Below are 24,308 nucleotides of genomic sequence, written 5' to 3'. Positions count from 1 at the left end.
ATCCGGCAGCACCGGGCTGCGAAAGCTATGGACGATGGCGCGCGGCCAGCCGTCACATCCGCAGCATGCCGCGCTTTCACGCCTGCTTGACCGCACGGATAAATGCCTCGATCCGTGCCGGATCCTTGATGCCCTTGGCCTGCTCCACGCCCCCGCTGACATCCACCGCGTAAGGCCTGACCTGCTGGATGGCTTGCGCCACGTTAGCAGGCGACAGGCCGCCGGCGAGGATGATCGGCTTGCTCAGTTGCTTCGGTACCAGCGACCAGTCGAAGGCCTCACCGGTACCGCCCGGCACGCCGGCCACATAGGCGTCGAGAAGAATGCCGCTGGCACCGCTGTACAGCTTGCAACTGGCCTCCAGGTCGTCGCCCGGGCGCACGCGCAGGGCCTTGATCCATGGGCGGTTGTGACCTGCGCATTCGGCCGGGGTTTCATCACCATGGAACTGCAGCAGGTCCAGTGGCACCGCTTCGAGGATTTCCGTCAGCTCGCAACGGCTGGCGTTGACGAACAGGCCCACGGTGGTGACGAATGGCGGCAGTGCGGCGATGATCGCACGCGCCTGCTGCACATCGACCGCCCGCGGGCTTTTGCCATAGAACACCAGGCCGATGGCATCGGCGCCCGCCTCGGCTGCGGCCAGCGCATCCTCGATGCGGGTAATGCCGCAGATTTTGCTGCGAACGGCGCTCATGACCTGTGAACCTCAGCAGAAAGCGGAAAGTCCCGGATGTTAGCAAATGGCTTGCGGGCCGTCAGCCCGTCAATGCCTCGTAGCCGGTAAGGAAGTGTGGGCCGATGTAACGCTCGGGCAATTCGAACTCGTCGTGGTACTCGACCTGCACCAGGTACAGCCCGTACGGATGCGCGGTCACCCCGCCGGCGCGCCGCTCGCGGCTTTCCAGTACTTCCCGGGCCCACTCTGGCGGACGCTCGCCGGCGCCGATGGTCATCAGCACGCCGGCAATGTTGCGCACCATATGGTGGAGGAAGGCACTGGCGCGGATGTCGAGGACGATCATCTTGCCGTGGCGGGTGACGCGCAGGTGATGGAGGTTCTTGATCGGCGACTTGGCCTGGCACTGGCCAGCGCGAAAAGCACTGAAATCGTGGGTGCCGACCAGGTACTCGGCGGCCAGGGCCATGCGCTCGGCGTCCAGCGGGCGGTGGTTCCAGGTCACCTCTTCACCGAGGTGCGCCGGGCGGATCTGGTCGTTGTAGATCACATAGCGGTAACGCCGGGCAATGGCCTTGAAGCGCGCATGGAAGTGCGCCGGCATTTGCTTGGCCCAGGACACACTGATGTCGTGCGGCAGGTTGATATTGGCGCCCATGGTCCAGCCTTTCATGCTGCGCACCGCCTGGGTGTCGAAATGCACTACCTGGCCGCAGGCATGCACGCCGGCATCGGTGCGCCCGGCGCAATGCAGGATGACCGGCGAATCGGCCACCCGCGACAAGGCCTCTTCCAGGGTTTGCTGCACGCTCGCCACGCCACTGGCCTGGCGCTGCCAACCGCGGTAGCGCGAACCTTTGTACTCAACGCCCAGGGCGATACGAAAGAAGCCTTCGGCGGCCACTTCGGCAGCCGCGTTATCAATGATTTCCAAGGGGATACAGCCTGTCGGTTTAGCAGATGGCGGGAATTATAACGACAACGGCAGCCACTGGGGCTGCCGTCGGCCATGCAAAAGCTGAACTCAGACCAGACGCGAGAGCAGCTCGTCGGCTTCCTGGCGCTGGGCATCGCTGCCGTCCTTGCGCACTTCGTCGAGGATGTCGCGGGCACCATCATGGTCGCCCATGTCGATATAGGCCCGGGCCAGGTCAAGCTTGGTGGCCACTTCATCGGCGCCGCCGAGGTAGTCGAAATCATCGTCCAGGTCGTCGCTTACAGCGGCGTCCGCTTCGGTGAAATGCGGCTCGATCGACGGTTGCTCAAGGCTTTGCGACAGCTTGTCGAGTTCGGCGTTGACGTCATCGAGCTCCGAGGCAAAGTTTTTGTCGGCCTCAGAGTCGTCCAGCGACAGCGAAAGATCGAAGTCTTCCGGCAGGTCCAGCTCGCTGAGCGGGTCGAACTCCGGCATGGTTTCATCGAACGCTGCCAGCTCGGCGGCGACGTCGACGTTTTCGCTGCTCGGTTGTGGCGAAGGTTCGTCGCCGGCAACGTCGAGGTCGAAATCGGCGAGGTCGTCCAGGGCCTGTTCAGGCTGGGCAAGATGCTCTGCGAGCAAGGCATCGAAGTCCGGTTGAGCCTGGCTGGCCTCACTCGCGACTTCTTCGGCCTGAGGCTCTTCAACGGCCAGCGATGGCTCCTCGAGCAGTGGCGGCTCGTCCAGCTCCAGACCTTGCAGGTCGTCTTCCAGGCTCAGGTCGAAGGCACTGTCCAGATCGCCTTCAGGCTCAGGCTCAAGGTCAGCCAACGGCTCTTCAACAACAGGTTCAGGCTCGATAACCGGCTCGGCTTCGATTACAGGCCCAACTACTGGGGCAACTTCAGCCTCGACTACAGGCTCGACTTCGGCCACGGGCTCGGCAGGCGATTCGTCCTGCAGCAGCTCCTGGACGTACTGGGCATCCAGTTCGGCCGCCAGTGCGGCAGCGCTGACGCCTGCCGCCGCGACTGCCAGCATGGCCGGGAAGCGGTTTTTCAGGGCCTCGACGTCGGCATGGTTCTGGCCGGTGGCGATCAGTTGGCGCTCATGACCGACAAAGGCATCGCGGTCGCCCTGGCGTGCATAGACTTCCATCAGTTTCAGGCGCAGGTCGCTGCGCTCAGGCGCTGCGGCAACCGCAGGCTCGAGCAGCTCGGCGGCGTGATTGAGGCGGCCGCGGGCAATGCTCAGTTCCGCTTCATCAAGCACGGCGTCGCCGGTCGGTGCCGCAGGGCTGGCCGCCGGAGCAACCAGCGGCGCAGCAATCGGGCCTTGCACCGGTTTGCTCGGTTCAGGCTCGGTAACGACTGGCGCAGGCTCTTCAGCCGGCAATGCGGCGGCTGTCGCGGCAGCGGCAGACGCGGCCACCACAGCCGGCGCCAGGGTCACGTTCGGCGGCGCCACGTCGAGGCCTTCAAAGCTGCTTGGCGGCAGGTCCAGGTCTGGAGAGCGATCACTCTCTTCAGCCAGGGCCCGAGCCATGCGCAGATGTTTTTCCGCTTCCTGGTCGGCCTTGCGCTTGCGTGCCAGCAACAGCAGCAGAAGCAACAGCACCAACAGTGCAGACCCCGCGATCAACGCCAGCAGCAACGGATTGCCGAGCAGGTCGTCGAGCATCTTGTTCGAGTCGGCCGGCGCCTGGTCGGCAGCCGCAGGCTGCGCCGGGTCAACCGGTGCGGTATCGACCGCAGCCGGGGCTGGCGTGACCACAGGCTCGGCTGGGGCCGGTTGCAGCTCGGCGGTTACCGCCGGTGGCTGGGCCGCAACAGCTTCAGGCGTACCCGCATCGGCGGCACCCTGGGCTTCGAGTTTGGCCAACTGGTCGTTCTTCAGCGCGATCAGGCGCTGCAGTTTGTCCAGCTGGCTCTGCAGGTCGGTCATGCGGCCTTTGAGTTCTTCGTTGTCACGACGACTGGTATCCAGGCTTTCCTGAGCCATGGCCAGCTTGTCGTTGAGGCCTTTGCTGCCCGCAGCGGCCGTGCTGCCGGGTGTGACCAGCTTGAGGTTGTCCTGGTTGGCGATGCGCGCCGGTGCCGCTTCTGCAGCGCTGCGCCGGGTAGCGTCGAGCTGCCGGGCACGCGGGCCCAGACGCCGGCCTTGGCGCCAGGCAGCGTACTGCTCGGCAACCTCGGTGACGGCCTGGCCCTGGGGAATACTGGTGATCTGCTGTTGATCGGGCAGGCGCAGGACCTGGCCGGTTTTCAGCAAGTTGATGTTGCCGTTGATGAAGGCATCCGGGTTCAGTGCCTGGATGGCCAGCATGGTCTGCTGCACTGATCCGCCCTGACGGGCTTTCGAAGCGATTTCCCACAGGGTGTCGCGACGCACGGTGGTGTAGTTGGCCGCGGTCACCGCAGGCGTAACGCCCGCCGGTGCTGGCTGACCGGCCGGGGTGTTGAACTTGGCCGGGTCGATCAGCACGCTGTAGTCGCGCAGCAGGCGGCCGCTCGGCCACATGACCTGGACCAGGAACTTGACCATCGGTGCCGGCAGCGGCTGGCTCGAGGTCACCCGCAACACGCTCTTGCCGTTGGGGTTGATCACCGTGGTGAAGTTCAGGTCATTGAGAAACGCCTGGCGCTCGACACCGGCCTTGGCGAACTCTTCGGGCGGCGCCAGGCTCGGCGCCACTTCGGCCGCCGTCAGGTCGCGGACATCGAGCAGTTCGATCTCGGCATCCAGGGGCTGGTTCTGCGCTGACTTCAAGGTCAGCTCGCCCAACCCGAGGGCATGCGCCATACCGGACGACAGCGCCGACGCCGCGGCAATTGCTAAGACCAGTTTGCGAATTCGAAGCATGACCTCTTCCTTTGAATGAACCTTCCCCGGCAACCGAGAACAAGTGGGGCAAATTGTCGGCAAGTATCTTTTACACAAGGCCTTTTATCAACAATTGCGCCAGCTGTACTGCGTTCAGGGCCGCGCCTTTGCGCACATTGTCGGTGGTCAGCCAGAGGTTGAGCTGCTCAGCCTCGTCGATTCCACCGCGTACCCGTCCAACATAGACCACGTCCTGGCCCACTGCGTCACCCACCGGCGTCGGATAATCACCCTCCTCCACCAGCTCGATGCTCTCAGCAGCTTCCAGTGCGGCATTGACCGCCGCCAGGTCGACTGGCGTGCGGCTTTGCACGGACACACTGTAGCTATCGCCGAAAAACACCGGGACTTGAACGCAGGTCACGGAAATCTTCAGTGAAGGCAAGCCGAGCACTTCGCGCAACTCGCTGACCAGGCGGCGCTCCAGGGCGCCATGGCCTTCGGTGTCGCTGGCACCGACCTGGGCCAGCAGGTTGAACGCCATCTGCCGGTCGAAGAAACGCGGCTCCAGCGGGCGGGCATTGAGCAGCTCGGCGGTCTGCCGGGCCAGTTCATTGACCGCCTCGCGGCCCTGGGCCGAGACCGCCAGGCAGGCGGTGACGTTGACACGCTCAAGTTCCAGCAGGCCCTTGAGTGGCGCCAGGGTGACCGCCAGGGCGATCGCAGCACTGCTCGGGCTGCTCAGTTGCAGCGGGGCCTTGAGGCTGTCGAGCACTGCTGGGTTGGCTTCCGGCACCACCGCTGGCGCCTGCTCGGCCGGCAGGCCGCCGGACAGGTCGATCACCGCACAACCGGCTGCCTGGGCCCGTGGCGCGAAGCTGCGGGTCACCGCGGGGCCGGCGGCAAAGAAGGCCAGCTTGACCTTGCTGAAGTCGAAGCTGTCGACCTCGCGCACGCGAAGGCTCTTGCTGCGGAACATCACGCCGCTACCCGCCGATTCGTTGCTGGCCAGCAGGTGCAGGGTGCCGACCGGGAAATCGCATTCATCCAGAATCTGGACAAGGGTTTCACCGACAGTACCGGTGGCACCGATGACGGCGATATCAATAGGCTGGCTCATGGAAAAATCCTCTGCTGGAACGGCGGGAGCGGCACTTTACTTGGATTCTCCCGCGCGGGACACCTGAATCGCGGGACAAGCCCGCTCCCACAGCGTTCATCCATCCTGTAGGAGCGGGCTTGCCCCGCGATGGGCCACCCACAAAAAAGCCCGCGCTGTTTCCAGCACGGGCTTCGGTTCAACACAACGCAGCGATCAACGCTCCAGCAGGATCCGCAGCATGCGCCGCAGCGGCTCGGCCGCGCCCCACAGCAGCTGGTCACCGACGGTGAAGGCGCCCAGGTACTGGGAACCCATGTTCAGCTTGCGCAGGCGACCCACCGGGATGTTCAGGGTACCGGTGACGTTGGTCGGGCTCAGCTCCTGCATGCTGATTTCACGCTGGTTCGGCACCAGTTTCACCCAAGGGTTGTGCTGGCTGATCATGCCTTCGATGTCGGCAATCGGCACGTCCTTGTTCAGCTTGATGGTCAGCGCCTGGCTGTGGCAACGCATGGCACCGATGCGCACGCAGATACCGTCGACCGGGATCGGGCTCTTGAAGCGACCGAGGATCTTGTTGGTCTCGGCCTGGGCCTTCCACTCTTCACGGCTCTGGCCGTTAGGCAGCTCTTTGTCGATCCACGGGATCAGGCTGCCGGCCAGCGGCACGCCGAAGTTCTCGGTCGGATAGGCTTCGCTGCGCATGGCCTCGGCGACCTTGCGGTCGATGTCGAGGATGGCACTGGCCGGGTTGGCCAGGTCATCGGCCACAGCGGCGTGGGTAGCGCCCATCTGGCGGATCAGCTCACGCATGTTCTGCGCGCCGGCACCCGATGCTGCCTGATAGGTCATGGCACTCATCCACTCGACCAGGCCGGCTTCGAACAGGCCGCCCAGGCCCATCAGCATCAGGCTGACGGTGCAGTTGCCGCCGATGTAGTTCTTGGTACCGGCGTCCAACTGCTGGTCGATGACCTTGCGGTTGACCGGGTCGAGGACGATGACCGCGTCATCCTGCATGCGCAGGCTGGAGGCGGCGTCGATCCAGTAGCCCTGCCAGCCGGCTTCGCGCAGCTTGGGGAATACTTCGTTGGTGTAGTCGCCGCCCTGACAGGTCAGGATCACATCGAGGGTCTTGAGCTCTTCAATGCTGTAAGCGTCCTTGAGCGGAGCAATATCCTTGCCCACTGCCGGACCCTGGCCACCGACGTTGGAGGTGGTGAAGAACACCGGCTCGATAAGATCAAAATCCTGCTCTTCCAGCATCCGCTGCATGAGCACGGAACCGACCATACCGCGCCAACCGATCAGACCTACACGTTTCATCGCAACTACACCTTTGCTAAAAAGTGGGCCGCTGCTTCACAAGGAAAAACAGCAGCGGGCCCGAGAGATTACAGATTCCGCAGCGCTGCGACTACTGCGTCGCCCATTTCCTGCGTACCTACCTTGCTGCAACCGTGCGACCAGATGTCGCCGGTGCGCAGCCCCTGATCCAACACCAGGCTGACGGCCTTTTCAATGGCCTCGGCTGCCGCCTGCTGGTTGAAGCTGTAACGCAGCATCATCGACACCGACAGGATGGTCGCCAGCGGGTTGGCGATGCCCTGGCCGGCGATGTCCGGTGCCGAGCCGTGGCAAGGCTCGTACATGCCCTTGTTGTCGGCATCCAGCGACGCTGATGGCAGCATGCCAATGGAGCCGGTGAGCATGGAAGCTTCATCCGACAGGATGTCGCCGAACATGTTGTCGGTGACCATCACATCGAACTGCTTGGGTGCCCGCACCAGCTGCATGGCGGCGTTATCGACGTACATGTGGCTGAGCTCGACGTCCGGATAGTCCTTGGCCACTTCCTCGACGATTTCCCGCCACAGCTGGCTGGAAGCCAGAACGTTGGCCTTGTCTACCGAGCAGAGCTTCTTGCCGCGCACGCGGGCCATGTCGAAACCGACCCGGGCAATACGGCGGATTTCGCTCTCGCTGTATGGCAGGGTGTCGTAGGACTGACGCTCGCCGCCTTCCAGCTCGCGGGTGCCGCGGGGCGCGCCGAAGTAGATGCCGCCGGTCAGTTCGCGAACAATGAGGATGTCCAGGCCAGCGACGATCTCCGGCTTGAGCGACGAAGCGTCGGCCAGTTGCGGGTAAAGGATTGCCGGGCGCAGGTTGGCGAACAGGCCCAGTTGCGAACGGATCTTCAGCAGGCCGCGCTCGGGGCGAATGTCGCGCTCGATCTTGTCCCACTTCGGCCCGCCAACAGCGCCGAGCAACACGGCGTCAGCCTTGCGTGCACGCTCCAGGGTCTGGTCGGCCAGCGGCACGCCGTGCTTGTCGATGGCGGCGCCACCGATCACGTCGTGCTCCAGGCTGAAACCGAGCTGGAACTTGTCGTTGGCCAGTTCCAGAACCTTGACCGCCTCGGCCATGATTTCCGGACCAATGCCATCACCTGGAAGAATCAGAATCTGCTTGCTCATGCTTTCCTCTATTCAATTCAAGCGGCACGCCCTGTTGGCCTGCCGAAAAAAACCTAGCGTTCGGCCCAGAGCACCACGACATCGGTGCTGAACGAGCCGTCGGCTTCAATCTGGTAATACTGGCGTACTTCTTCGCCCATCGCCTGCTGCAATTGGCGGATGGCGCCGCGCATCACCTCGGGGGTGCGCATGCGCTCGACCCAGGAGCTGTACTCCAGGCGCAGGCGCTGGCGGCTGTGGCTGCGAGTGAAGAGGCCGGCTTCGCTGACCTGCTGCAGCCATTCGCTGGCCGAATAATCGCGCACATGGCTGGTGTCGCGCAGCACTTCGACGCTCTGCAGGTAGGTGTCGAGCAGCGGGCTGCCTGGCGACATCACGTCGATGAAGGCCGCCACGCCACCGGGCTTGAGCACCCGCTTCACCTCCCTGAGCGCCAGGCCCAGGTCGCTCCAGTGGTGCGCCGAGTAACGGCTGAAGACGAAATCGAACGAAGCATCGGCGAACGGCAGGCGCTCGGCGGCGCCACGCTCGGTGACAATGTTCTCGAAACCGCGCTCGGCGCCCGCGGCGGCAACCACGTCGAGCATCTGCTGCGACAGGTCGTAGGCCACCACTTCGCGCACCAGCGGGGCAACGTGGAAACTCACATGGCCAGCGCCACAGCCAAGGTCCAGCAGGCGTGCACGGCCTTTGCCGGCAAGCTCTGCCTGCAACAGGGCAAATTCACTGCCCTGGGCGTGCACGGCGCTGCTCAGGTAGGCGCTGGCCTGCTCACCGAACTGGCGCTGGACGACGTCCTTATGGGTGGTGCTGGTCATCTGGATCTCCTGGGGGCTTGCCCCGCGATTGGCATCAATCAAGCATCACGAAACAACCAAGGCTGGCTAGCCCGATGCTTGGCTTCAAACGTGGCAATCGCATCGCCATCCTGCAAGGTCAGGCCGATGTCATCCAGGCCGTTGAGCAGGCAATGCTTGCGAAACGCGTCGATCTCGAAGCTCAGCACCTTGCCGTCCGGGCGGGTCACGGTCTGCGCCTGCAAGTCGATGTTCAATTGATAGCCAGGGTCGGCTTCAACCTGCTTGAACAGCTCGTCGACTTCCTCATCGCTGAGGATGATCGGCAGCAAGCCGTTCTTGAAGCTGTTGTTGAAGAAGATGTCGGCGTAGCTCGGCGCAATGATGCTGCGAAAGCCATATTCTTCCAGAGCCCACGGCGCATGTTCACGGCTCGAACCGCAACCGAAGTTCTCGCGGGCGAGCAAGACGCTGGCACCTTGATAACGCGCATGGTTCAGCACAAAATCCGGGTTCTGCGGGCGCTTGCTGTTGTCCTGGTACGGCTGACCGACATCCAGGTAGCGCCATTCATCGAACAGGTTGGGGCCAAAGCCGGTGCGCTTGATCGACTTCAGGAACTGCTTGGGAATGATCTGGTCGGTGTCGACGTTGGCACGGTCCAATGGCGCGACAAGGCCGGTGTGCTGGGTAAAGGCTTTCATGCTGCGCTCCCTTGGATCAACTCGCGTACATCGACAAAACGACCGGTAACGGCGGCGGCGGCGGCCATGGCCGGGCTCACCAGGTGGGTACGGCCACCGGCGCCCTGACGGCCTTCAAAGTTGCGGTTGGAGGTGGAGGCGCAATGCTCGCCACTCTCCAGGCGGTCGGGGTTCATCGCCAGGCACATCGAGCAACCCGGCTCACGCCACTCGAAGCCCGCTTCGAGGAAAATCTTGTCCAGGCCTTCTTTCTCGGCCTGGGCTTTGACCAGGCCCGAGCCCGGCACCACGATCGCCTGCTTGATGGTCGCGGCAACCTTGCGGCCCTTGGCGATCTCGGCAGCGGCGCGCAAGTCTTCGATACGCGAGTTGGTGCAGGAGCCGATGAACACCCGGTCAAGCTGGATGTCGGTGATCGCCTGGTTAGCGCTCAAGCCCATGTACTTCAAGGCGCGCTCGATCGAGCCACGCTTGACCAGGTCGGCTTCGGCGGCCGGGTCCGGCACGCGCTGGTCAACGGCCAGGACCATTTCCGGCGAAGTACCCCAGCTGACCTGCGGCTTGATCTGCGCAGCGTCCAGCTCGATCACCGTATCGAACACGGCGTCGGCATCGGAGACCAGGTCCTGCCAGGCTTGCACGGCCATGTCCCACTGCTCGCCCTTGGGCGCATAAGGGCGGCCTTTGACATAGGCGATGGTCTTTTCATCGGTAGCCACCAGGCCAACCCGGGCACCGGCTTCAATGGACATGTTGCAGATGGTCATGCGCCCTTCGACCGACAACTCGCGAATGGCGCTGCCGGCGAATTCCATGGCATGGCCGTTGCCGCCCGCGGTGCCGATCTTGCCGATCACCGCGAGGACGATGTCCTTGGCAGTGACGCCGAACGGCAATTTGCCTTCGACGCGCACCAGCATGTTCTTCATCTTCTTGGCCACCAGGCACTGGGTGGCGAGCACATGCTCGACCTCGGAGGTGCCGATACCGTGGGCCAGGGCGCCGAAGGCACCGTGGGTGGAGGTGTGCGAGTCGCCGCAGACCACGGTCATGCCCGGCAAGGTCGCGCCCTGCTCCGGGCCGATGACGTGGACAATGCCCTGACGCACGTCATTCATCTTGAATTCGACGATGCCATACTCGTCGCAGTTTTCATCGAGGGTCTGAACCTGCAAACGCGAGACCTGGTCGACAATGGCGTCGATACCGCCCTTGCGCTCCGCAGTGGTCGGCACGTTGTGATCAGGCGTGGCGATGTTGGCATCGATGCGCCAGGGTTTGCGATTGGCCAGGCGCAGGCCTTCGAAGGCTTGCGGCGACGTCACTTCGTGGATGATGTGACGGTCGATGTAGATCAGCGCCGAACCATCGTCGCGCTGCTTGACCAAATGCGAATCCCAGAGCTTGTCGTAAAGCGTTTTGCCGGCCATCAGACTGTTCCTCATCAGCGTCTTTCTATGCCAATAACCCCTTGGCTTGTACGGGCGATGCTATGCCGGTAGATTGAATAACTCAAATTCATAATTTTTATGCTTTGGATAACCAAAAGGAATCTGAGTAGTGGACCTGGCCAACCTCAATGCCTTTATTGCCATTGCCGAGACTGGCAGCTTTTCCGGGGCGGGCGAGCGCCTGCATCTGACCCAGCCGGCGATCAGCAAACGCATCGCCGGCCTTGAGCAACAACTGGATGTGCGCCTGTTCGACCGCCTCGGCCGCGAGGTCAACCTGACCGAGGCCGGACGCGCCCTGCTGCCGCGCGCCTACCAGATCCTCAATGTGCTGGACGACACCCGCCGGGCCCTGACCAACCTCACCGGGGAAGTCAGCGGGCGCCTGACTCTGGCCACCAGCCATCACATCGGCCTGCACCGCCTGCCGCCCCTGTTAAGAGCCTTTACCCGCCAGTACCCGGCGGTGGCGCTGGATATCCAGTTTCTCGATTCAGAAGTTGCCTACGAAGAAATCCTCCATGGCCGCGCGGAGATCGCCGTCATCACCCTGGCCCCGGAGCCACACCACCTGGTGCGCGCCGTGCCGGTATGGGACGACCCCCTGGACTTCGTCGCCGCCCCCGAACACCCGCTGGCGCGCAAAGGCGCGGTCAGCCTGGCCGACATTGCCCACCATCCGGCGGTGTTCCCCGGCGGTAACACTTTCACACACCATATTGTCCAGCGCCTGTTCGAAGCCCAGGGCCTGACCCCGAACATCGCCATGAGCACCAACTACCTGGAAACCATCAAGATGATGGTTTCCATCGGCCTGGCTTGGAGCGTACTGCCACGTACTATGCTCGATGAGCAGGTTGCGCCCATCGCCTTGCCGGGCATACAACTGTCGCGCCAGCTAGGCTACATTCTGCACACCGAACGAACGTTATCGAATGCCGCCAGGGCCTTTATGGCATTGCTCGAAAGCCATGCAAGCCCCTTGAACCACTGAGGTAGCACCCGGGCAAACCTGCCCACTCAAGGACGCGTTATCTGCCAAAGGTCTGGTATCGATGCCCAAATCAGCAAACCGTTTTCCGCGCATGCCCCGTATTCATGCAGCGGACCCCCAGGAATCGGAGCAAACCTGGGAAAACGCCCCGCAACTGCTGGCGGCGCTTAACGGTGCGCGCCTGGGCGCCTGGTTCTGGGATGTCGAGACCGGGCAGATCAGCTGGTCGCGCGGCACCCAGGCGCTATTCGGCTTCGACCCGCACCAGCCACTGCCCAACGACCTGGACTACCTCGAACTGGTGCCCATGGAAGACCGCCCCCGCGCCCTGCAGGCGTTTCATGCGGTGGTCAATGGCGAGCCGGTGGAACAAGCTTTGCGCCATCGCATCCGCTGGCCCGACGGCAGCCTGCACTGGCTGGAAATCAACGGCAGCATGACCACGGACCGCAACGGCCGGCGGCAGATGGTCGGGGTGATCCGCGAGATCACCCGCCAGCGAGATCGGGAAGCAGCGCTGATCAACTCGGAAAAGCGCTTTGCCACCCTCTTCCACCTGAGCCCCAATGTGATCCTGCTGACCCGCCGCGCCGACGGCAGGATCTACGAGGTCAACCAGCACTTCGAGAAGATCCTCGGCTGGCCAGGCCACCAGATCATCAACAAGAGCACCCTGGAGCTGGGCCTGTGGGTCCATCCGCAGCAGCGCAACCAGGTGCTGGCGGCGACCAGCGGCACCAGCGGCCCGGTGACCCTCGAAGTGCAGTTTCGCGGCAGCAGCGGCGAAATTCACGACGGCATCCTCTGCACCCAGAACATCGAACTGGAAGGTACCGCCTATCTGCTCAGCACCTTCGTCGACACCAGCGAACACAAACGCGCAGAACAGGCGCTCAAGGACAGCCAGGAACGCCTGGACCTGGCCCTGGACTCGGCGCAGTTGGGTACCTGGGACTGGCACATCCCCAGCGGCATGCTCTATGGCTCGGCACGTGCGGCCGAACTGCATGGCCTTGAGCCGGTGCCCTTTCACGAATCCTTCGAGTCTTTTTTCGAAGGCGTGCCGGAAATGGAGCGCAGCACCATGCGCCAGGCCTATCGCAGCCTGCGCGAAGGCCCGGCCGGCAATTACCAGATCACCTATCGCATCCAGATGGAAGACGGCAGCTCGCGCTACATCGAAAGCCGCGCCCGGCTGTACCGCGACGAACAGGGCAACCCGCTGCGCATGGCCGGCACCCTGCTGGACATCACCGACCAGGTCGAACGCGAACAACGCCTGACCAGCTCGGAAGAAAAGTTCGCCAGCCTGTTCCAGGCCAGCCCCGACCCGATCTGCGTGACCCGCCAGGACAGCGGCCAGTTCATCGAGATCAACCCGGCCTTTACCCAGGTATTTGGCTGGAACGCCGAGCAGGTGCTGGGCAACACCGCCGAACAGATCGGCCTGTGGGCCGAATCTGCCGAACGCGCCCGACGCATTGAACGGGTGATCCGCGACCAGGCCCTGAACAACGTCGCCGTGGTGGTCAACCACAAGGACGGGCAGCCGCTGACCTGCGTGATTTCCAGCCGCTTGATCAAGGTCGACAACCAACCCTGCAGCGTCACCACCCTGCGCGACATTACCCAGCAACAGCGCGCCGAAGCGGCGCTCAAGGCCAGCGAAGAGAAATTCGCCAAGGCGTTCCATTCAAGCCCCGACGCCATCACCATCACCGAGCGCGACAGCGGCCGCTACCTGGAAGTCAACGACGGCTTCTGCCGCCTGACCGGCTACAGCGCCGCCGAAGTGATTGGCCAGACCGTGCACGAAATCGGCATCTGGGCCGACGACAAGCAACGCACCGCACTGCTCAACGAATTCCAGGACAAAGGCCGCGTGCATCACCGGGAGATGCTCGGACGCAACAAGCGCGGCGACATCCTTACCGTCGAAGTGTCGATCGAGCCGATCAACCTCAACGAAACCGAGTGCCTGCTGCTCACCGCCCGCGATGTCAGCCAGTTGAAGAATGCCCAGGCGCAAATCCGCCACCTGGCCTACCACGACCCGCTGACCAACCTGCCCAACCGCGCCCTACTGATGGACCGCCTGAGCCAGCAGATTGCCCTGCTCAAGCGCCACAACCTGCGTGGCGCCCTGCTGTTTCTCGACCTCGATCACTTCAAGCACATCAACGACTCCCTTGGCCACCCGGTCGGCGACACGGTGCTGAAAATTATCACCGCCCGCCTGGAAGCCAGCGTGCGCCTGGAAGACACCGTCGCGCGCCTGGGCGGCGATGAATTCGTGGTGTTGCTCAGCGGCCTGGAAGGCAGCCGTGAGGAAGTCACGGAAAAAGTCCGCGAACTGGCCGACACCCTGCGCGAACTGCTGGCCGAGCCGATGTCACTGGACGGCCAGCGCCTGCAGGTGACGCCGAGCATCGGCATAGCCCTGATCCCCGACCACGGCTCGACCCCGGCCGACCTGCTCAAACGTGCCGATATCGCCCTGTACCGGGCCAAGGACTCCGGGCGCAACACCACCCAGATGTTCCACACCACCATGCAAAAGGCCGCCAGCGAGCGCCTGCGTATGGAAAACGACCTGCGCCTGGCCCTGGCCCGCGGCGAACTGGCGCTGCACTTCCAGCCCCAGGTCGATGCCCGCGACAACCGCATCGTCGGTGCCGAAGTGCTGTTGCGCTGGCACCACCCGCAACTGGGTCAACAGCCGCCGGCGCAGTTCATCCAGGTGCTGGAAGAAAGCGGGCTGATACTGGAAGTGGGCAGTTGGATCCTCGACGAAGCCTGCGACGCCTGTGCCGGCATGCTGCGCGACGGCCTGATCGACCCGAACGACTTCAGCCTGTGCGTGAACATCAGCCCGCGGCAGTTCCGCCAGAACGACTTCGTCGAACGGGTGATGCGCAGCCTCGACGACTTCCGCCTGCCACACAAGATCCTCAAACTGGAGATCACCGAAGGCATCGTCATCCAGAACCTGGAAGACACCATCAGCAAAATGCGCGAGCTCAAGGCCTTTGGCGTGAGCTTTGCCATGGATGATTTTGGTACCGGCTACTCCTCGCTGACCTACCTCAAACGCCTGCCGGTGGATGCCTTGAAAATCGACCAGTCCTTCGTCCGCGATGCGCCGCTGGACCCCAACGACGCCGAGATCGTCCGGGCGATCGTGGCCATGGCCCGCAGCCTGGAACTGGCGGTGATTGCCGAAGGGGTGGAATTGTCGGAGCAACTGGAGTTTCTTGAACGGCTGGGGTGCCATTTGTACCAGGGGTACCTGCATAGCCGGCCGTTGCCGCTGGGGGAGTTTCGGGCAATGTTGCTTGAAGCGCCGGCAGGCTACTGAAGCTCCCACAAGAGCAACGCGAATTGTGCTCTTGATCTGCTTGTGATCTTGATCTACCGGCCCCGTTAACCAGAAGGGCCGAGTGGAGGTGTTGCGAAGGGGCTAGTGCGCAGCACCTTCGGCGTAGCCGAAGTTGCGAAACGTAGAGTTGCTTGCAACTCGTAGTTCGCAATGCCCTGTAGTGACACCGTAGCGAGGGAACCCGAAGCGCAGCGTAGGGCCCCTGGTGGGGCGAGAATTTTTGCTTACTTTTTTTTCGACTGAAAAAAGTAAGCCGCCGTAAGGGCGCAAAGGTGCCTCAGCACCAACAAATCAACCGGATCAACACCAAAATCTCAGAGCCAAAAAAAAGGGTGCCCGAAGGCACCCTTTCCTAAACAAACAACAATCAATTCAGAGCAGGCTTGCCATCCCCATTGATCGGAATCCGCTTGGCCTTGGCCTCTTCCGGCACAATCCTCAGCAGATCGATGCTGAGCAGCCCATTAGCCAGACCAGCCGCCTTGACCTCGATATGGTCAGCCAACCGGAACGACAACTTGAACGCCCGCTGGGCAATGCCCTGATGCAGATAGGTAACGCTTTCAGCGTTGCTGTCACGCTTGCCGCCAGTCACGGTCAAGACGCCTTTTTCCACCTGCAGGTCCAGATCCTGCTCCTGGAAACCTGCCGCAGCAACGACGATTCGATAGTGGTCATCGCCATGTTTTTCAACGTTGTAGGGAGGGTAGCTGCTACCCGCCTCGTTACGCGCCGCAGATTCGAACAGATCATTGAAACGGTCGAAACCCACGGAATGACGGAACAGTGGAGCCAGAGAAAAAGCAGTAGTCATGATGCATCTCCTGAAAATCAGCGAGGTTGTGTAGTAGCGCGACCCGACTTCGGCATCGCGTACTCCCTAGATAAGGACCCTCGCCTGCTTTTCAAGCAACCCTGCAAAAATTTTTCAGGCCGCCTCGCTGACCGGTACACCGATCAACTGCCCGACCCGATCACAGTCGGTTTCCCGGCGCAATTCGGTAAACAGCGCCACTGCCTCGGGATAAGTGCGAGTCAGCATCGCCACCCATTGCTTCAAACGCCCCGGCGCCTGGCGCGGGGTCATCTGCGCGCGGGCCTGGCCCCAGAAGTCCTGGATCAGCGGCAGCAAGCCCTGCCAGTCCATGGGCACGAATTCGACGCCATCGCGTTCGGCGGCAATCTGCCGGGCAAGGTCCGGGCGCGAAACCAGGCCACGCCCCAGCATGATGTCTTCGACGCCGCTGACTTCGCGGCAACGCCGCCAGTCTTCCAGGGTCCAGACCTCGCCATTGGCATACACCGGTACCTTGACCACCTCCTGCACCCGCGCCACCCACTCCCAATGGGCCGGCGGCTTGTAGCCGTCGACCTTGGTCCGCGCGTGCACCACCAGTTGCTCGGCGCCGCCTTCGGCCAAGGCCCGGGCGCAGTCCAGGGCGCCGTCGGGGCTGTCGAAGCCCAGGCGCATCTTGGCCGTGACCGGGATATGCGCAGGCACCGCGCGACGCACTTCACGCAAGATCGCGTGCAGCAGCTCCGGCTCCTTGAGCAGTACCGCCCCGCCCCGCGACTTGTTGACGGTCTTGGCCGGGCAACCAAAATTGAGGTCGATCACCGGCGCGCCCAGTTCACAGGCCAGCACCGCGTTTTCGGCCAGGCACACCGGGTCGGAACCGAGCAATTGCACCCGCAACGGCACCCCGGCAGCAGTGCGGGCACCCTGGCTCAGCTCCGGCGCGAGCTTTTCGAAGGTCGCCGCCGGCAACAGGCGGTCGCAGACCCGAATGAACTCGGTGACACACCAGTCGATGCCGCCCACCTGGGTCAGTACGTCGCGAAGAATGTCGTCGACCAGCCCCTCCATCGGGGCCAGGGCAATTTGCATGGGTTGCATCTCGGCTGGAAAAGGCCGGCAGTCTAGCAAAATCCGCGGCCTACAGCGCTCCGGCCATCAGCGCCGGCCCATAGCCGTCGATGAACTCACCCGGCATGCGCTTGGGCCGCCCTGTGGATAACTCGATGCAGACGAAGGTGGTTTGCGCACGCAGCAAGGTGGTGCCGTCGCTGGGACGAACCAGCTGGAAGTGCCGGGTCATTTTCAGCCGCTGGTCCCAGTCGACGATCCAGGTTGCCAGTTGCAACTCGTCGTCTTCGTAGGCAGCGGCCAGGTAGTCGATTTCGTGGCGGACCACGGCCATGGCCCGGTCCAGGCGCCGGTACTCGGTCAGGTCCAGGCCCAGGCGTTGGGAGTGGCGCCAGGCGCAGCGCTCAAGCCAAGTGACGTAAACCGCGTTGTTGGCGTGGCCGAGGCCGTCGATATCGTCGGCAGCGACCCGCAGGTCGATGATGAACGGTGTTGCCAGGTCCCAACTCATGCCCGCTCCAGATCCGTGGTGAACGGGCAGAGTGTACCGGATGCTCAGGCCGATTGCCGCGCCGGTGAACTGCTGCGTTGCAGCAGTGCCAGCACCCCTTCGCGCAGTTGCGGGTCGGCCAGCACCCGCAGATGGCCGCCGTCGGGCAGGCGCAGCAGACGGCTGTCGAACCAGGCACGGTGGATAGCGTCTGATTCGTCTACCGGTACCAGTTGGTCGTCCTCGGCATGCACGATCAAGCCGGGCAGCTCCAGTTGGTAGCCGCTGACATCCAGGCGGGAAATCTGCACGCCGACATCGCGTTCAATCTGACGGATGAACGCCGCCCGCGCCCGCGCCGGCATGCCCAGGTGGCGAGCGAAACCGCGGATAACGCCAAGCAACTGCGCCGGTGCGGCGATGCTCACCGCCACTTCGGCGCGCAGGCCCCACTGCAAGGCCAGGAGCATGCTGGCGCCACCCATGGAATGGCCAACCACGGCCTTGAGCGGCGGCAGTTCGGCGGCGGCTTCCAGCAAGGCACGGGCGAACAGCACCACGTTGGCTTCGTTGCCCGGTGAGTGGCCATGGGCCGGGCCTTCCAGGGCCACGGCGGTGTAACCGGCGTCGACCAGGCTGTCGATCAGATGGGCGAACTGGGTCGGGCGCCCTTCCCAACCGTGCATCAGCAGCACGGTCGGGCCTTGGCCCCAGCGCAGTGCCGAGAGGCCGAAACGCAAGGTGATGCGCTCGGCGCGGGCCAGCAGCGGCAGTTCCCAGTCCCGCGGCGGCCGGTTGCGCGGGGTCATGAAGGCGCGGCGCATCTTGCGCGCGACATGCTCTGGCGCCAAATGCCCGAGGGTGCCGTTAACGCTACGAATCCAGCTCAAGGTATTCATCGCTTCGCTCCGGTGGATATCGCGTGGTTCAGACAACCGCCGATTTGGCGGCGCGCAGAATGCGGTCAGACAGCTCGTCAGTGCCCAGGGCCCGGGCCAGGGCCAGGCCACCGATCATCAGGGCCATGTCGGCCAGGACCTTGTCGGCGTCTTCGGGGCTGTCGGCGAGATTGGCCATCATCAGTTCGATGTGTTCGGCCAGCACCTCACGAAAGGCCTCCGGCAGGCGCGCCATTTCGCCCAGTGAGGTCGGCAACGGGCAGGCGCGCTCGGTGGCGTCGCGGTGCTTGCGCGACAGATAGAAGGCGGCAACCAGGGCCCGGCGCTCCTCGCCCGTCATGTTCGGATCGACTTCGGCGAGCAATGCCCGACGTTCGCCCAGCAACTGGCGAAAGGCTTCGAGCATCAACGCATCCTTGCTATCGAAATGGGCGTAGAAGCCACCGACGGTCAGACCGGCGGCGCCCATCACCTGATTGACACTGGGCTCGGCCGGACCGTGCTGGATCAGCGCGCTGCAGGCTGCATCGAGAATCCGTTCGCGGGTCTTGGCCTTTTTGTCGTTCATGCTCGCCTCCAAAATATTATGGTTAGAATATTATTCTCATAATATTTTTTAGCAAGCAGAAATTGCCGCCGCTTGTCGCTTCAGGTAATGAAAGGTTGGGGGAAGTTTTTTCGAGACAAAAACAAAAGGCTCATTCAATAATCGAATGAGCCTTGAAATCCCACAAAGTGGGTAAAATGGCGTCCCCTAGGGGACTCGAACCCCTGTTACCGCCGTGAAAGGGCGGTGTCCTAGGCCACTAGACGAAGGGGACTTGTAACCTTCGTGCAGATCCGTTTTCACGAATCCTGGCAAAATTGGTGGAGCTAAGCGGGATCGAACCGCTGACCTCCTGCATGCCATGCAGGCGCTCTCCCAGCTGAGCTATAGCCCCAGATTTTTAGCCTCGCGGCCCAGCGACCTCTTTCGATGTCGCTTGTGTAAAACTGGCGTCCCCTAGGGGACTCGAACCCCTGTTACCGCCGTGAAAGGGCGGTGTCCTAGGCCACTAGACGAAGGGGACGAACCTTCTTACCTTACCAACCCGGTCGCTGGAACCCGGTTGATTTCGCAGTCAGTCTAGCTGACTACGAATCGGAATTTGGTGGAGCTAAGCGGGATCGAACCGCTGACCTCCTGCATGCCATGCAGGCGCTCTCCCAGCTGAGCTATAGCCCCACAATGTCGCTTTGAACTGAATCGCTTGGCTGGGTGCTTCGCGTTTCGTTTTCGTTCATCGCTGTGGACGGGGCGCATATTAAGATCGGATGGCGAACCTGTCAAATATATTTTCAACAAAATTCAAAAAAAATTTCCGAGATAACAAACACTTACCGCCCGACCGAAGGAAACACCCCGGTTTTACAGGGGTTTGCGGGCCTCTTCGCGGGGCAAGCCCGCTCCTACAAATCAGGTAGGAGCGGGCTTGCCCCACGAAGTTTTACCAAGGTCAGGCAATCAGGTGAGGGTGCCCAACAGCTTTTCCCACTCTTTGTTTTCTTTCTTCGACACACCACCGAGCAGGTCCAGAGCCTGGCGCAGGCGGTAGCGGGTCAGGTCCGGGCCAAGGATTTCCATGGCATCGAGCACCGAGACCGAGCTGGCCTGGCCGGTGATGGCGGCGAACATCAGCGGCATGGCATCACGCAGCTTCAGCTCCAGGGCTTCGACGACCGCCTGGATGCAACCGGTGATCCGCTCTTTTTCCCACTGACGCAGGCTTTCGAGCTTCCACAGGATCAGCTGAATGACCTGGCGTACCTGGTCGGCCGAGAGTTTTTTGCTCTCGAACAGCTTGGCATCGAGCTTGAGCGCACCTTCAAAGAAGAAGCCGCCCAACGGCACGACCTGGCTGAAGGTCTCTACCCTGCCCTGCACGTGCGGCGCGATCTGCATCATGTAGTCACTGTTGAACGCCCACTTGTGCAGGCGCGCGGCGAACTCTTCCACCGGCAGCTCGCGCAGCCACTGGCCATTGAGCCACGACAGCTTCTCGATGTCGAAGATCGGCCCGCCGAGGGAAACCCGCGACAGGTCGAAGTGCTCGACCATCTCGGCCAGGGAGAACTTCTCGCGCTCGTCCGGCATCGACCAGCCCATGCGGCCCAGGTAGTTGAGCATGGCTTCGGGCATGAAGCCCATGCGCTCGTAGAAGGTTACCGAGGTCGGGTTCTTGCGCTTGGACAGCTTGCTCTTGTCCGGGTTACGCAGCAGCGGCATGTAGCACAGGGTCGGTTGTTCCCAGCCGAAGTACTCGTACAGCTTGATCAGCTTGGGCGCCGACGGCAGCCATTCTTCGCCGCGCAGTACGTGGGTGATGCCCATCAGGTGGTCATCGACGACGTTGGCCAGGAAGTAGGTCGGCAGGCCGTCGGTCTTCATCAGCACCTGCATGTCCATGCGGTCCCACGGGATCTCGACGTCGCCACGGAGCATGTCAGGTACCACGCAGACGCCTTCGCTCGGCACTTTCATGCGGATCACGTGCGGCTCGCCCGCAGCCAGGCGGCGCTGGACTTCTTCAGCCGACAGCAGCAAGGCCCGACCGTCATAGCGCGGGGTTTCACCGCGGGCCATCTGCTCGGCACGCATCTGGTCGAGCTCTTCGGCGGTGCAGAAGCACGGGAAGGCGTGACCAAGGTCGACCAGTTGCTGGGCGTACTGCTTGTAGATGTCACCGCGCTCGCTTTGCCGATACGGGCCGTGCGGGCCGCCGACGTCCGGACCTTCGCTCCACTCGATGCCGAGCCAGCGCAGGGCGTCGAAGATCTGCTGTTCCGACTCGCGGGTCGAGCGCAGCTGGTCGGTATCTTCGATACGCAAGATGAACTCGCCGCCGTGCTGCTTGGCAAAGCAGTAGTTGAACAGGGCGATGTAAGCGGTGCCGACGTGGGGATCGCCAGTAGGCGAAGGCGCGATACGCGTGCGAACGGTGGTCATGGACAGTCTCGAACTAGAGATGAAACAAAGGCTGGATGTTAACAGGGAGCGGGCATCGGGCTCCAGCAATGGGCGCGATCGGCACTTGTAAGCACGGATCCAAACACTGTTAAATTTGCTTACATTTTTAGAACGATCGTCCCTATGCCTGCTCAACTCAAGCGTCGCCTACTGGTTTTTCTTGCCCTTGTCCTGCTGATTGCCCTCGCCTTCCTTGCCCACTGGTACTTCAAGGGACGCTTCTATGAAAGCACCGACAACGCCTATGTGCAGGGCGAAATAACCCGGGTTTCCAGCCAGCTAAGCGCGCGTATCGACGAAGTACTGGTGCAGGACAACCAGCACGTGGCCAAGGGCGACCTGCTGGTGCGCCTTGAGCCAGAGGATTTTCGTCTGGCCGTGGAGCGCGCCCGCGCCGCCCTCGATACCCGCGAAGCCGAGCGCCTGCAGGCTGAAAGCCGGCTCACCCAGCAAGCCAGCCTGATTGCCGCCGGGCAAGCCCAGGTCGCCGCCAACCAGGCCACCCTCGGCCGCGCACAACTGGACCTGAACCGCGCCGAAGCCTTGCGCAAACCGGGCTTTGTCTCGGAAGAACGGGTCACCACGCTGTCGGCCGAGAACCACGTCGCCCGCTCCCAGGTGAGCAAGGCCCAGGCCGACTTGCAAGGCCAGCGCCAGCAGGTCAACGCCCTGGCCGCCGAGATCAAGCGCCTGGATGCGCAGATCGTCAACGCCCGCGCCGACCTGGCCCAGGCCGAACTGAACCTGACCCGCAGTGAAATCCACGCACCGATCAGCGGCATCGTCGGTCAGCGTGCCGCGCGTAATGGCCAGGTGGTCCAGGCCGGCGCCTACCTGCTGTCGCTCGTCCCCGATGAAGACATCTGGATTCAGGCCAACTTCAAGGAAACCCAGATCGGCCACATGCAGCCTGGGCAGAAGGCCGAACTGCTGTTCGACAGCTACCCGGACACGCCGATCGAGGCGCGGGTCGACAGCCTGTTCGCCGCCTCCGGCGCCCAGTTCAGCCTGCTGCCACCCGACAACGCCACCGGCAACTTCACCAAGGTGGTGCAGCGCATCCCGGTGAAACTGACCTTCGCCGCCAACAACCCGCTGCACGGCAAGATCCGCCCAGGCATGTCGGTGACCGCCACCGTCGACATCCGCGACAACGCCGACCATGGCCGGTGATCAGTTGATCCGTCCCGCCGGCGAACCCAGCCGGCGCGACTGGATCGCGGTGATGAGCGTGATGCTCGGCGCCTTCATGGCGGTGCTCGACATCCAGATCACCAACTCCTCGCTCAAGGACATCCAGGGCGCCCTGTCGGCGACCCTGGAGGAAGGCTCGTGGATCTCCACCTCCTACCTGGTAGCGGAGATCATCATGATCCCACTCACCGCCTGGCTGGTGCAGCTGCTCTCGGCGCGGCGCCTGGCGGTCTGGGTGTCGTTGGGTTTTCTGGCCTCATCGCTGCTGTGCTCCATGGCCTGGAACCTTGAGAGCATGATCATCTTCCGCGCCATGCAGGGTTTTACCGGCGGCGCGCTGATCCCCCTGGCCTTCACCCTGACCCTGATAAAACTGCCGGAACACCACCGCGCCAAGGGCATGGCGATGTTCGCCATGACCGCCACCTTCGCCCCGTCGATTGGCCCGACCCTGGGCGGCTGGCTGACCGAGAACTGGGGCTGGGAGTACATCTTCTATATCAACATCCCGCCGGGGCTGATCATGATCGGCGGCTTGCTGTACGGCCTGGAAAAGAAAGAAGCCCACTGGGAGCTGCTGAAAAGCACCGACTATGCCGGCATCCTTACCCTTGGCGTCGGCCTTGGCTGCCTGCAGGTGTTCCTCGAGGAAGGCCACCGCAAGGACTGGCTGGAGTCGAGCCTGATCGTCTCCCTGGGCAGCATCGCCCTGCTCAGCCTGATCAGCTTCGTCATCCTGCAGTTTTCCAAGCCAAACCCGCTGATCAATCTGCGTATCCTCGGCAACCGCAACTTCGGCCTGTCGAGCATTGCCAGCCTGGGGATGGGGGTGGGTTTGTACGGTTCGATCTACCTGCTGCCGCTGTACCTGGCGCAGATCCAGAACTACAACGCCCTGCAGATCGGCGAAGTGATCATGTGGATGGGGGTTCCGCAGCTATTCCTGATTCCGCTGGTGCCGCAGCTGATGAAGGTGATTTCGCCGAAGATTCTCTGCACCCTGGGTTTCGGCCTGTTCGGCCTGGCCAGTTTCAGCTCTGGGGTGCTCAACCCGGACTTTGCCGGCGAGCAGTTCAACCACATCCAGATCATCCGCGCCCTCGGCCAGCCGATGATCATGGTGACCATCTCGTTGATTGCCACCGCGTATATCCAGCCCCAGGATGCCGGCTCGGCTTCAAGCCTGTTCAACATCCTGCGCAACCTGGGCGGTGCCATCGGTATCGCCTTGCTGGCAACCTTGCTGGATGCGCGGACCAAGGTGTACTTCGACTACCTGCGCGAGTCGATCGTGCCGAGCAACCCGCAGGTCGCCGAGCGTCTGGCGCAACTGGCGGAGCGACTGGGCAGCGATACCGCGGCGCTGGGCAAGCTGAGTGAAATTACCCACCAACAGGCGATGATCATGGCCTATAACGACGCCTTCCATTTTGTCGGCATCGGTTTGGCGATCAGCATGGTGGCGGTGGTGATGACGCGCAAATTGCCGCAGGGGTTGAAGGCCGGGGAAGCGCATTGACCTGTATTGG

The 24,308-nt window shown here is 62.8% G+C and carries 19 protein-coding genes and 4 tRNA genes; 4 read left to right on the top strand and 19 right to left on the bottom strand.

All coding sequences use genetic code 11. The annotated features are described in order from the left end of the window. Positions 1–76 precede the first annotated feature (76 nt). The 9 genes from F8N82_RS05400 to leuC all read right to left on the bottom strand — a co-directional run bounded on the left by F8N82_RS05400 (position 77) and on the right by leuC (position 10,928). Positions 77–697 (bottom strand): phosphoribosylanthranilate isomerase, encoded by a 621-nt coding sequence (locus F8N82_RS05400; RefSeq protein WP_038994190.1) that lies wholly within the window; start codon positions 695–697, stop codon positions 77–79. Positions 698–758: 61 nt separating this feature from the next. After that, positions 759–1,583, bottom strand: a complete 825-nt coding sequence (truA, locus tag F8N82_RS05395) for a tRNA pseudouridine(38-40) synthase TruA (RefSeq protein ID WP_038999226.1) — start codon at positions 1,581–1,583, stop codon at positions 759–761. A 120-nt stretch (positions 1,584–1,703) separates the two neighbouring features. Then, positions 1,704–4,457 (bottom strand): FimV/HubP family polar landmark protein, encoded by a 2,754-nt coding sequence (locus F8N82_RS05390; RefSeq protein ID WP_038994188.1) that lies wholly within the window; start codon positions 4,455–4,457, stop codon positions 1,704–1,706. Positions 4,458–4,527: 70 nt separating this feature from the next. Continuing rightward, the gene (locus F8N82_RS05385; protein WP_038994186.1) at positions 4,528–5,538 is read right to left on the bottom strand and encodes an aspartate-semialdehyde dehydrogenase; all 1,011 of its coding nucleotides are present in this window, start codon (positions 5,536–5,538) and stop codon (positions 4,528–4,530) included. Between the two features lie 195 nt (positions 5,539–5,733). After that, positions 5,734–6,846 carry an aspartate-semialdehyde dehydrogenase gene (gene asd / locus F8N82_RS05380; protein ID WP_010223256.1) on the bottom strand — a complete coding sequence of 371 codons (1,113 nt, stop codon included), beginning with the start codon at positions 6,844–6,846 and terminating at the stop codon, positions 5,734–5,736. A 68-nt stretch (positions 6,847–6,914) separates the two neighbouring features. Continuing rightward, complete coding sequence (gene leuB / locus F8N82_RS05375; protein WP_038994185.1) at positions 6,915–7,997, bottom strand: 3-isopropylmalate dehydrogenase; 1,083 nt, start codon at positions 7,995–7,997, stop codon at positions 6,915–6,917. Positions 7,998–8,050: 53 nt separating this feature from the next. Beyond that, positions 8,051–8,815 carry a class I SAM-dependent methyltransferase gene (locus F8N82_RS05370; protein ID WP_038994183.1) on the bottom strand — a complete coding sequence of 255 codons (765 nt, stop codon included), beginning with the start codon at positions 8,813–8,815 and terminating at the stop codon, positions 8,051–8,053. Positions 8,816–8,853: 38 nt separating this feature from the next. Then, positions 8,854–9,498: a 3-isopropylmalate dehydratase small subunit gene (gene leuD, locus F8N82_RS05365; RefSeq protein ID WP_038994181.1), complete on the bottom strand. Its 645-nt coding sequence runs from the start codon at positions 9,496–9,498 to the stop codon at positions 8,854–8,856. Next, positions 9,495–10,928 (bottom strand): 3-isopropylmalate dehydratase large subunit, encoded by a 1,434-nt coding sequence (gene leuC / locus F8N82_RS05360; protein WP_038994180.1) that lies wholly within the window; start codon positions 10,926–10,928, stop codon positions 9,495–9,497. Before leuC ends, leuD begins: the two co-directional genes overlap by 4 nt. Positions 10,929–11,058: 130 nt before the next feature. Between leuC and F8N82_RS05355 the strand changes: the two genes are divergently transcribed. After that, complete coding sequence (locus F8N82_RS05355) at positions 11,059–11,943, top strand: LysR family transcriptional regulator (protein ID WP_038994179.1); 885 nt, start codon at positions 11,059–11,061, stop codon at positions 11,941–11,943. 61 nt (positions 11,944–12,004) lie between these two features. After that, positions 12,005–15,301, top strand: a complete 3,297-nt coding sequence (locus F8N82_RS05350) for a sensor domain-containing protein (protein ID WP_038994178.1) — start codon at positions 12,005–12,007, stop codon at positions 15,299–15,301. A 388-nt stretch (positions 15,302–15,689) separates the two neighbouring features. Here the strand turns inward: F8N82_RS05350 and F8N82_RS05345 are convergent, their stop codons facing one another. From F8N82_RS05345 to gltX, 10 genes are all read right to left on the bottom strand, one after another. Beyond that, on the bottom strand, positions 15,690–16,136 hold the full coding sequence (locus tag F8N82_RS05345; protein WP_010223248.1) for an Hsp20 family protein: 447 nt from the start codon (positions 16,134–16,136) through the stop codon (positions 15,690–15,692). Between the two features lie 114 nt (positions 16,137–16,250). Further along, entirely contained in the window at positions 16,251–17,210 is a 960-nt protein-coding gene (locus F8N82_RS05340) for a tRNA dihydrouridine synthase (RefSeq protein WP_038994177.1), read from the bottom strand. Positions 17,211–17,259: 49 nt separating this feature from the next. Next, positions 17,260–17,700, bottom strand: a complete 441-nt coding sequence (locus F8N82_RS05335; RefSeq protein ID WP_038994176.1) for an acyl-CoA thioesterase — start codon at positions 17,698–17,700, stop codon at positions 17,260–17,262. A 44-nt stretch (positions 17,701–17,744) separates the two neighbouring features. Further along, positions 17,745–18,578 (bottom strand): alpha/beta fold hydrolase, encoded by an 834-nt coding sequence (locus F8N82_RS05330; RefSeq protein WP_038994175.1) that lies wholly within the window; start codon positions 18,576–18,578, stop codon positions 17,745–17,747. Between the two features lie 28 nt (positions 18,579–18,606). Continuing rightward, positions 18,607–19,146, bottom strand: a complete 540-nt coding sequence (locus F8N82_RS05325; RefSeq protein WP_038994174.1) for a TetR/AcrR family transcriptional regulator — start codon at positions 19,144–19,146, stop codon at positions 18,607–18,609. Positions 19,147–19,323: 177 nt separating this feature from the next. Continuing rightward, a tRNA-Glu gene (locus F8N82_RS05320) sits at positions 19,324–19,399 on the bottom strand. 44 nt (positions 19,400–19,443) lie between these two features. Then, positions 19,444–19,519, bottom strand: a tRNA-Ala gene (locus F8N82_RS05315). 53 nt (positions 19,520–19,572) lie between these two features. Further along, positions 19,573–19,648 (bottom strand) — tRNA-Glu (locus F8N82_RS05310). Between the two features lie 79 nt (positions 19,649–19,727). Beyond that, positions 19,728–19,803 (bottom strand) — tRNA-Ala (locus F8N82_RS05305). Positions 19,804–20,082: 279 nt separating this feature from the next. Next, positions 20,083–21,564 (bottom strand): glutamate--tRNA ligase, encoded by a 1,482-nt coding sequence (gltX, locus tag F8N82_RS05300; protein WP_038994173.1) that lies wholly within the window; start codon positions 21,562–21,564, stop codon positions 20,083–20,085. 144 nt (positions 21,565–21,708) lie between these two features. On the opposite strand from gltX, the gene F8N82_RS05295 reads away from it, so the two are divergent. Together F8N82_RS05295 and F8N82_RS05290 are read left to right on the top strand one after the other, a co-directional pair. Next, entirely contained in the window at positions 21,709–22,758 is a 1,050-nt protein-coding gene (locus tag F8N82_RS05295) for an HlyD family secretion protein (RefSeq protein ID WP_038994172.1), read from the top strand. A gap of 49 nt (positions 22,759–22,807) precedes the next feature. Then, positions 22,808–24,298, top strand: coding sequence for a DHA2 family efflux MFS transporter permease subunit (locus tag F8N82_RS05290; protein WP_191626754.1), 1,491 nt, complete (start codon positions 22,808–22,810; stop codon positions 24,296–24,298). Positions 24,299–24,308 lie beyond the last annotated feature (10 nt).

It is taken from the genome of Pseudomonas fluorescens, from assembly GCF_902497775.2.
Lineage (GTDB): Bacteria > Pseudomonadota > Gammaproteobacteria > Pseudomonadales > Pseudomonadaceae > Aquipseudomonas > Aquipseudomonas putida_F.
This window is presented reverse-complemented; position numbering and strand designations above follow the sequence as displayed.

What these genes read in the sequence shown, in the direction of transcription:
- F8N82_RS05400 (WP_038994190.1), bottom strand. Translation starts at nt 697, where the DNA reads ATGAGCGCCGTTCGCAGCAAAATCTGCGGCATTACCCGCATCGAGGAT.
- F8N82_RS05390 (WP_038994188.1), bottom strand. Translation starts at nt 4,457, where the DNA reads ATGCTTCGAATTCGCAAACTGGTCTTAGCAATTGCCGCGGCGTCGGCG.
- F8N82_RS05385 (WP_038994186.1), bottom strand. Translation starts at nt 5,538, where the DNA reads ATGAGCCAGCCTATTGATATCGCCGTCATCGGTGCCACCGGTACTGTC.
- asd (WP_010223256.1), bottom strand. Translation starts at nt 6,846, where the DNA reads ATGAAACGTGTAGGTCTGATCGGTTGGCGCGGTATGGTCGGTTCCGTG.
- leuB (WP_038994185.1), bottom strand. Translation starts at nt 7,997, where the DNA reads ATGAGCAAGCAGATTCTGATTCTTCCAGGTGATGGCATTGGTCCGGAA.
- F8N82_RS05370 (WP_038994183.1), bottom strand. Translation starts at nt 8,815, where the DNA reads ATGACCAGCACCACCCATAAGGACGTCGTCCAGCGCCAGTTCGGTGAG.
- leuD (WP_038994181.1), bottom strand. Translation starts at nt 9,498, where the DNA reads ATGAAAGCCTTTACCCAGCACACCGGCCTTGTCGCGCCATTGGACCGT.
- leuC (WP_038994180.1), bottom strand. Translation starts at nt 10,928, where the DNA reads ATGGCCGGCAAAACGCTTTACGACAAGCTCTGGGATTCGCATTTGGTC.
- F8N82_RS05350 (WP_038994178.1), top strand. Translation starts at nt 12,005, where the DNA reads ATGCCCAAATCAGCAAACCGTTTTCCGCGCATGCCCCGTATTCATGCA.
- F8N82_RS05345 (WP_010223248.1), bottom strand. Translation starts at nt 16,136, where the DNA reads ATGACTACTGCTTTTTCTCTGGCTCCACTGTTCCGTCATTCCGTGGGT.
- F8N82_RS05340 (WP_038994177.1), bottom strand. Translation starts at nt 17,210, where the DNA reads ATGCAAATTGCCCTGGCCCCGATGGAGGGGCTGGTCGACGACATTCTT.
- F8N82_RS05335 (WP_038994176.1), bottom strand. Translation starts at nt 17,700, where the DNA reads ATGAGTTGGGACCTGGCAACACCGTTCATCATCGACCTGCGGGTCGCT.
- F8N82_RS05330 (WP_038994175.1), bottom strand. Translation starts at nt 18,578, where the DNA reads ATGAATACCTTGAGCTGGATTCGTAGCGTTAACGGCACCCTCGGGCAT.
- F8N82_RS05325 (WP_038994174.1), bottom strand. Translation starts at nt 19,146, where the DNA reads ATGAACGACAAAAAGGCCAAGACCCGCGAACGGATTCTCGATGCAGCC.
- gltX (WP_038994173.1), bottom strand. Translation starts at nt 21,564, where the DNA reads ATGACCACCGTTCGCACGCGTATCGCGCCTTCGCCTACTGGCGATCCC.
- F8N82_RS05295 (WP_038994172.1), top strand. Translation starts at nt 21,709, where the DNA reads ATGCCTGCTCAACTCAAGCGTCGCCTACTGGTTTTTCTTGCCCTTGTC.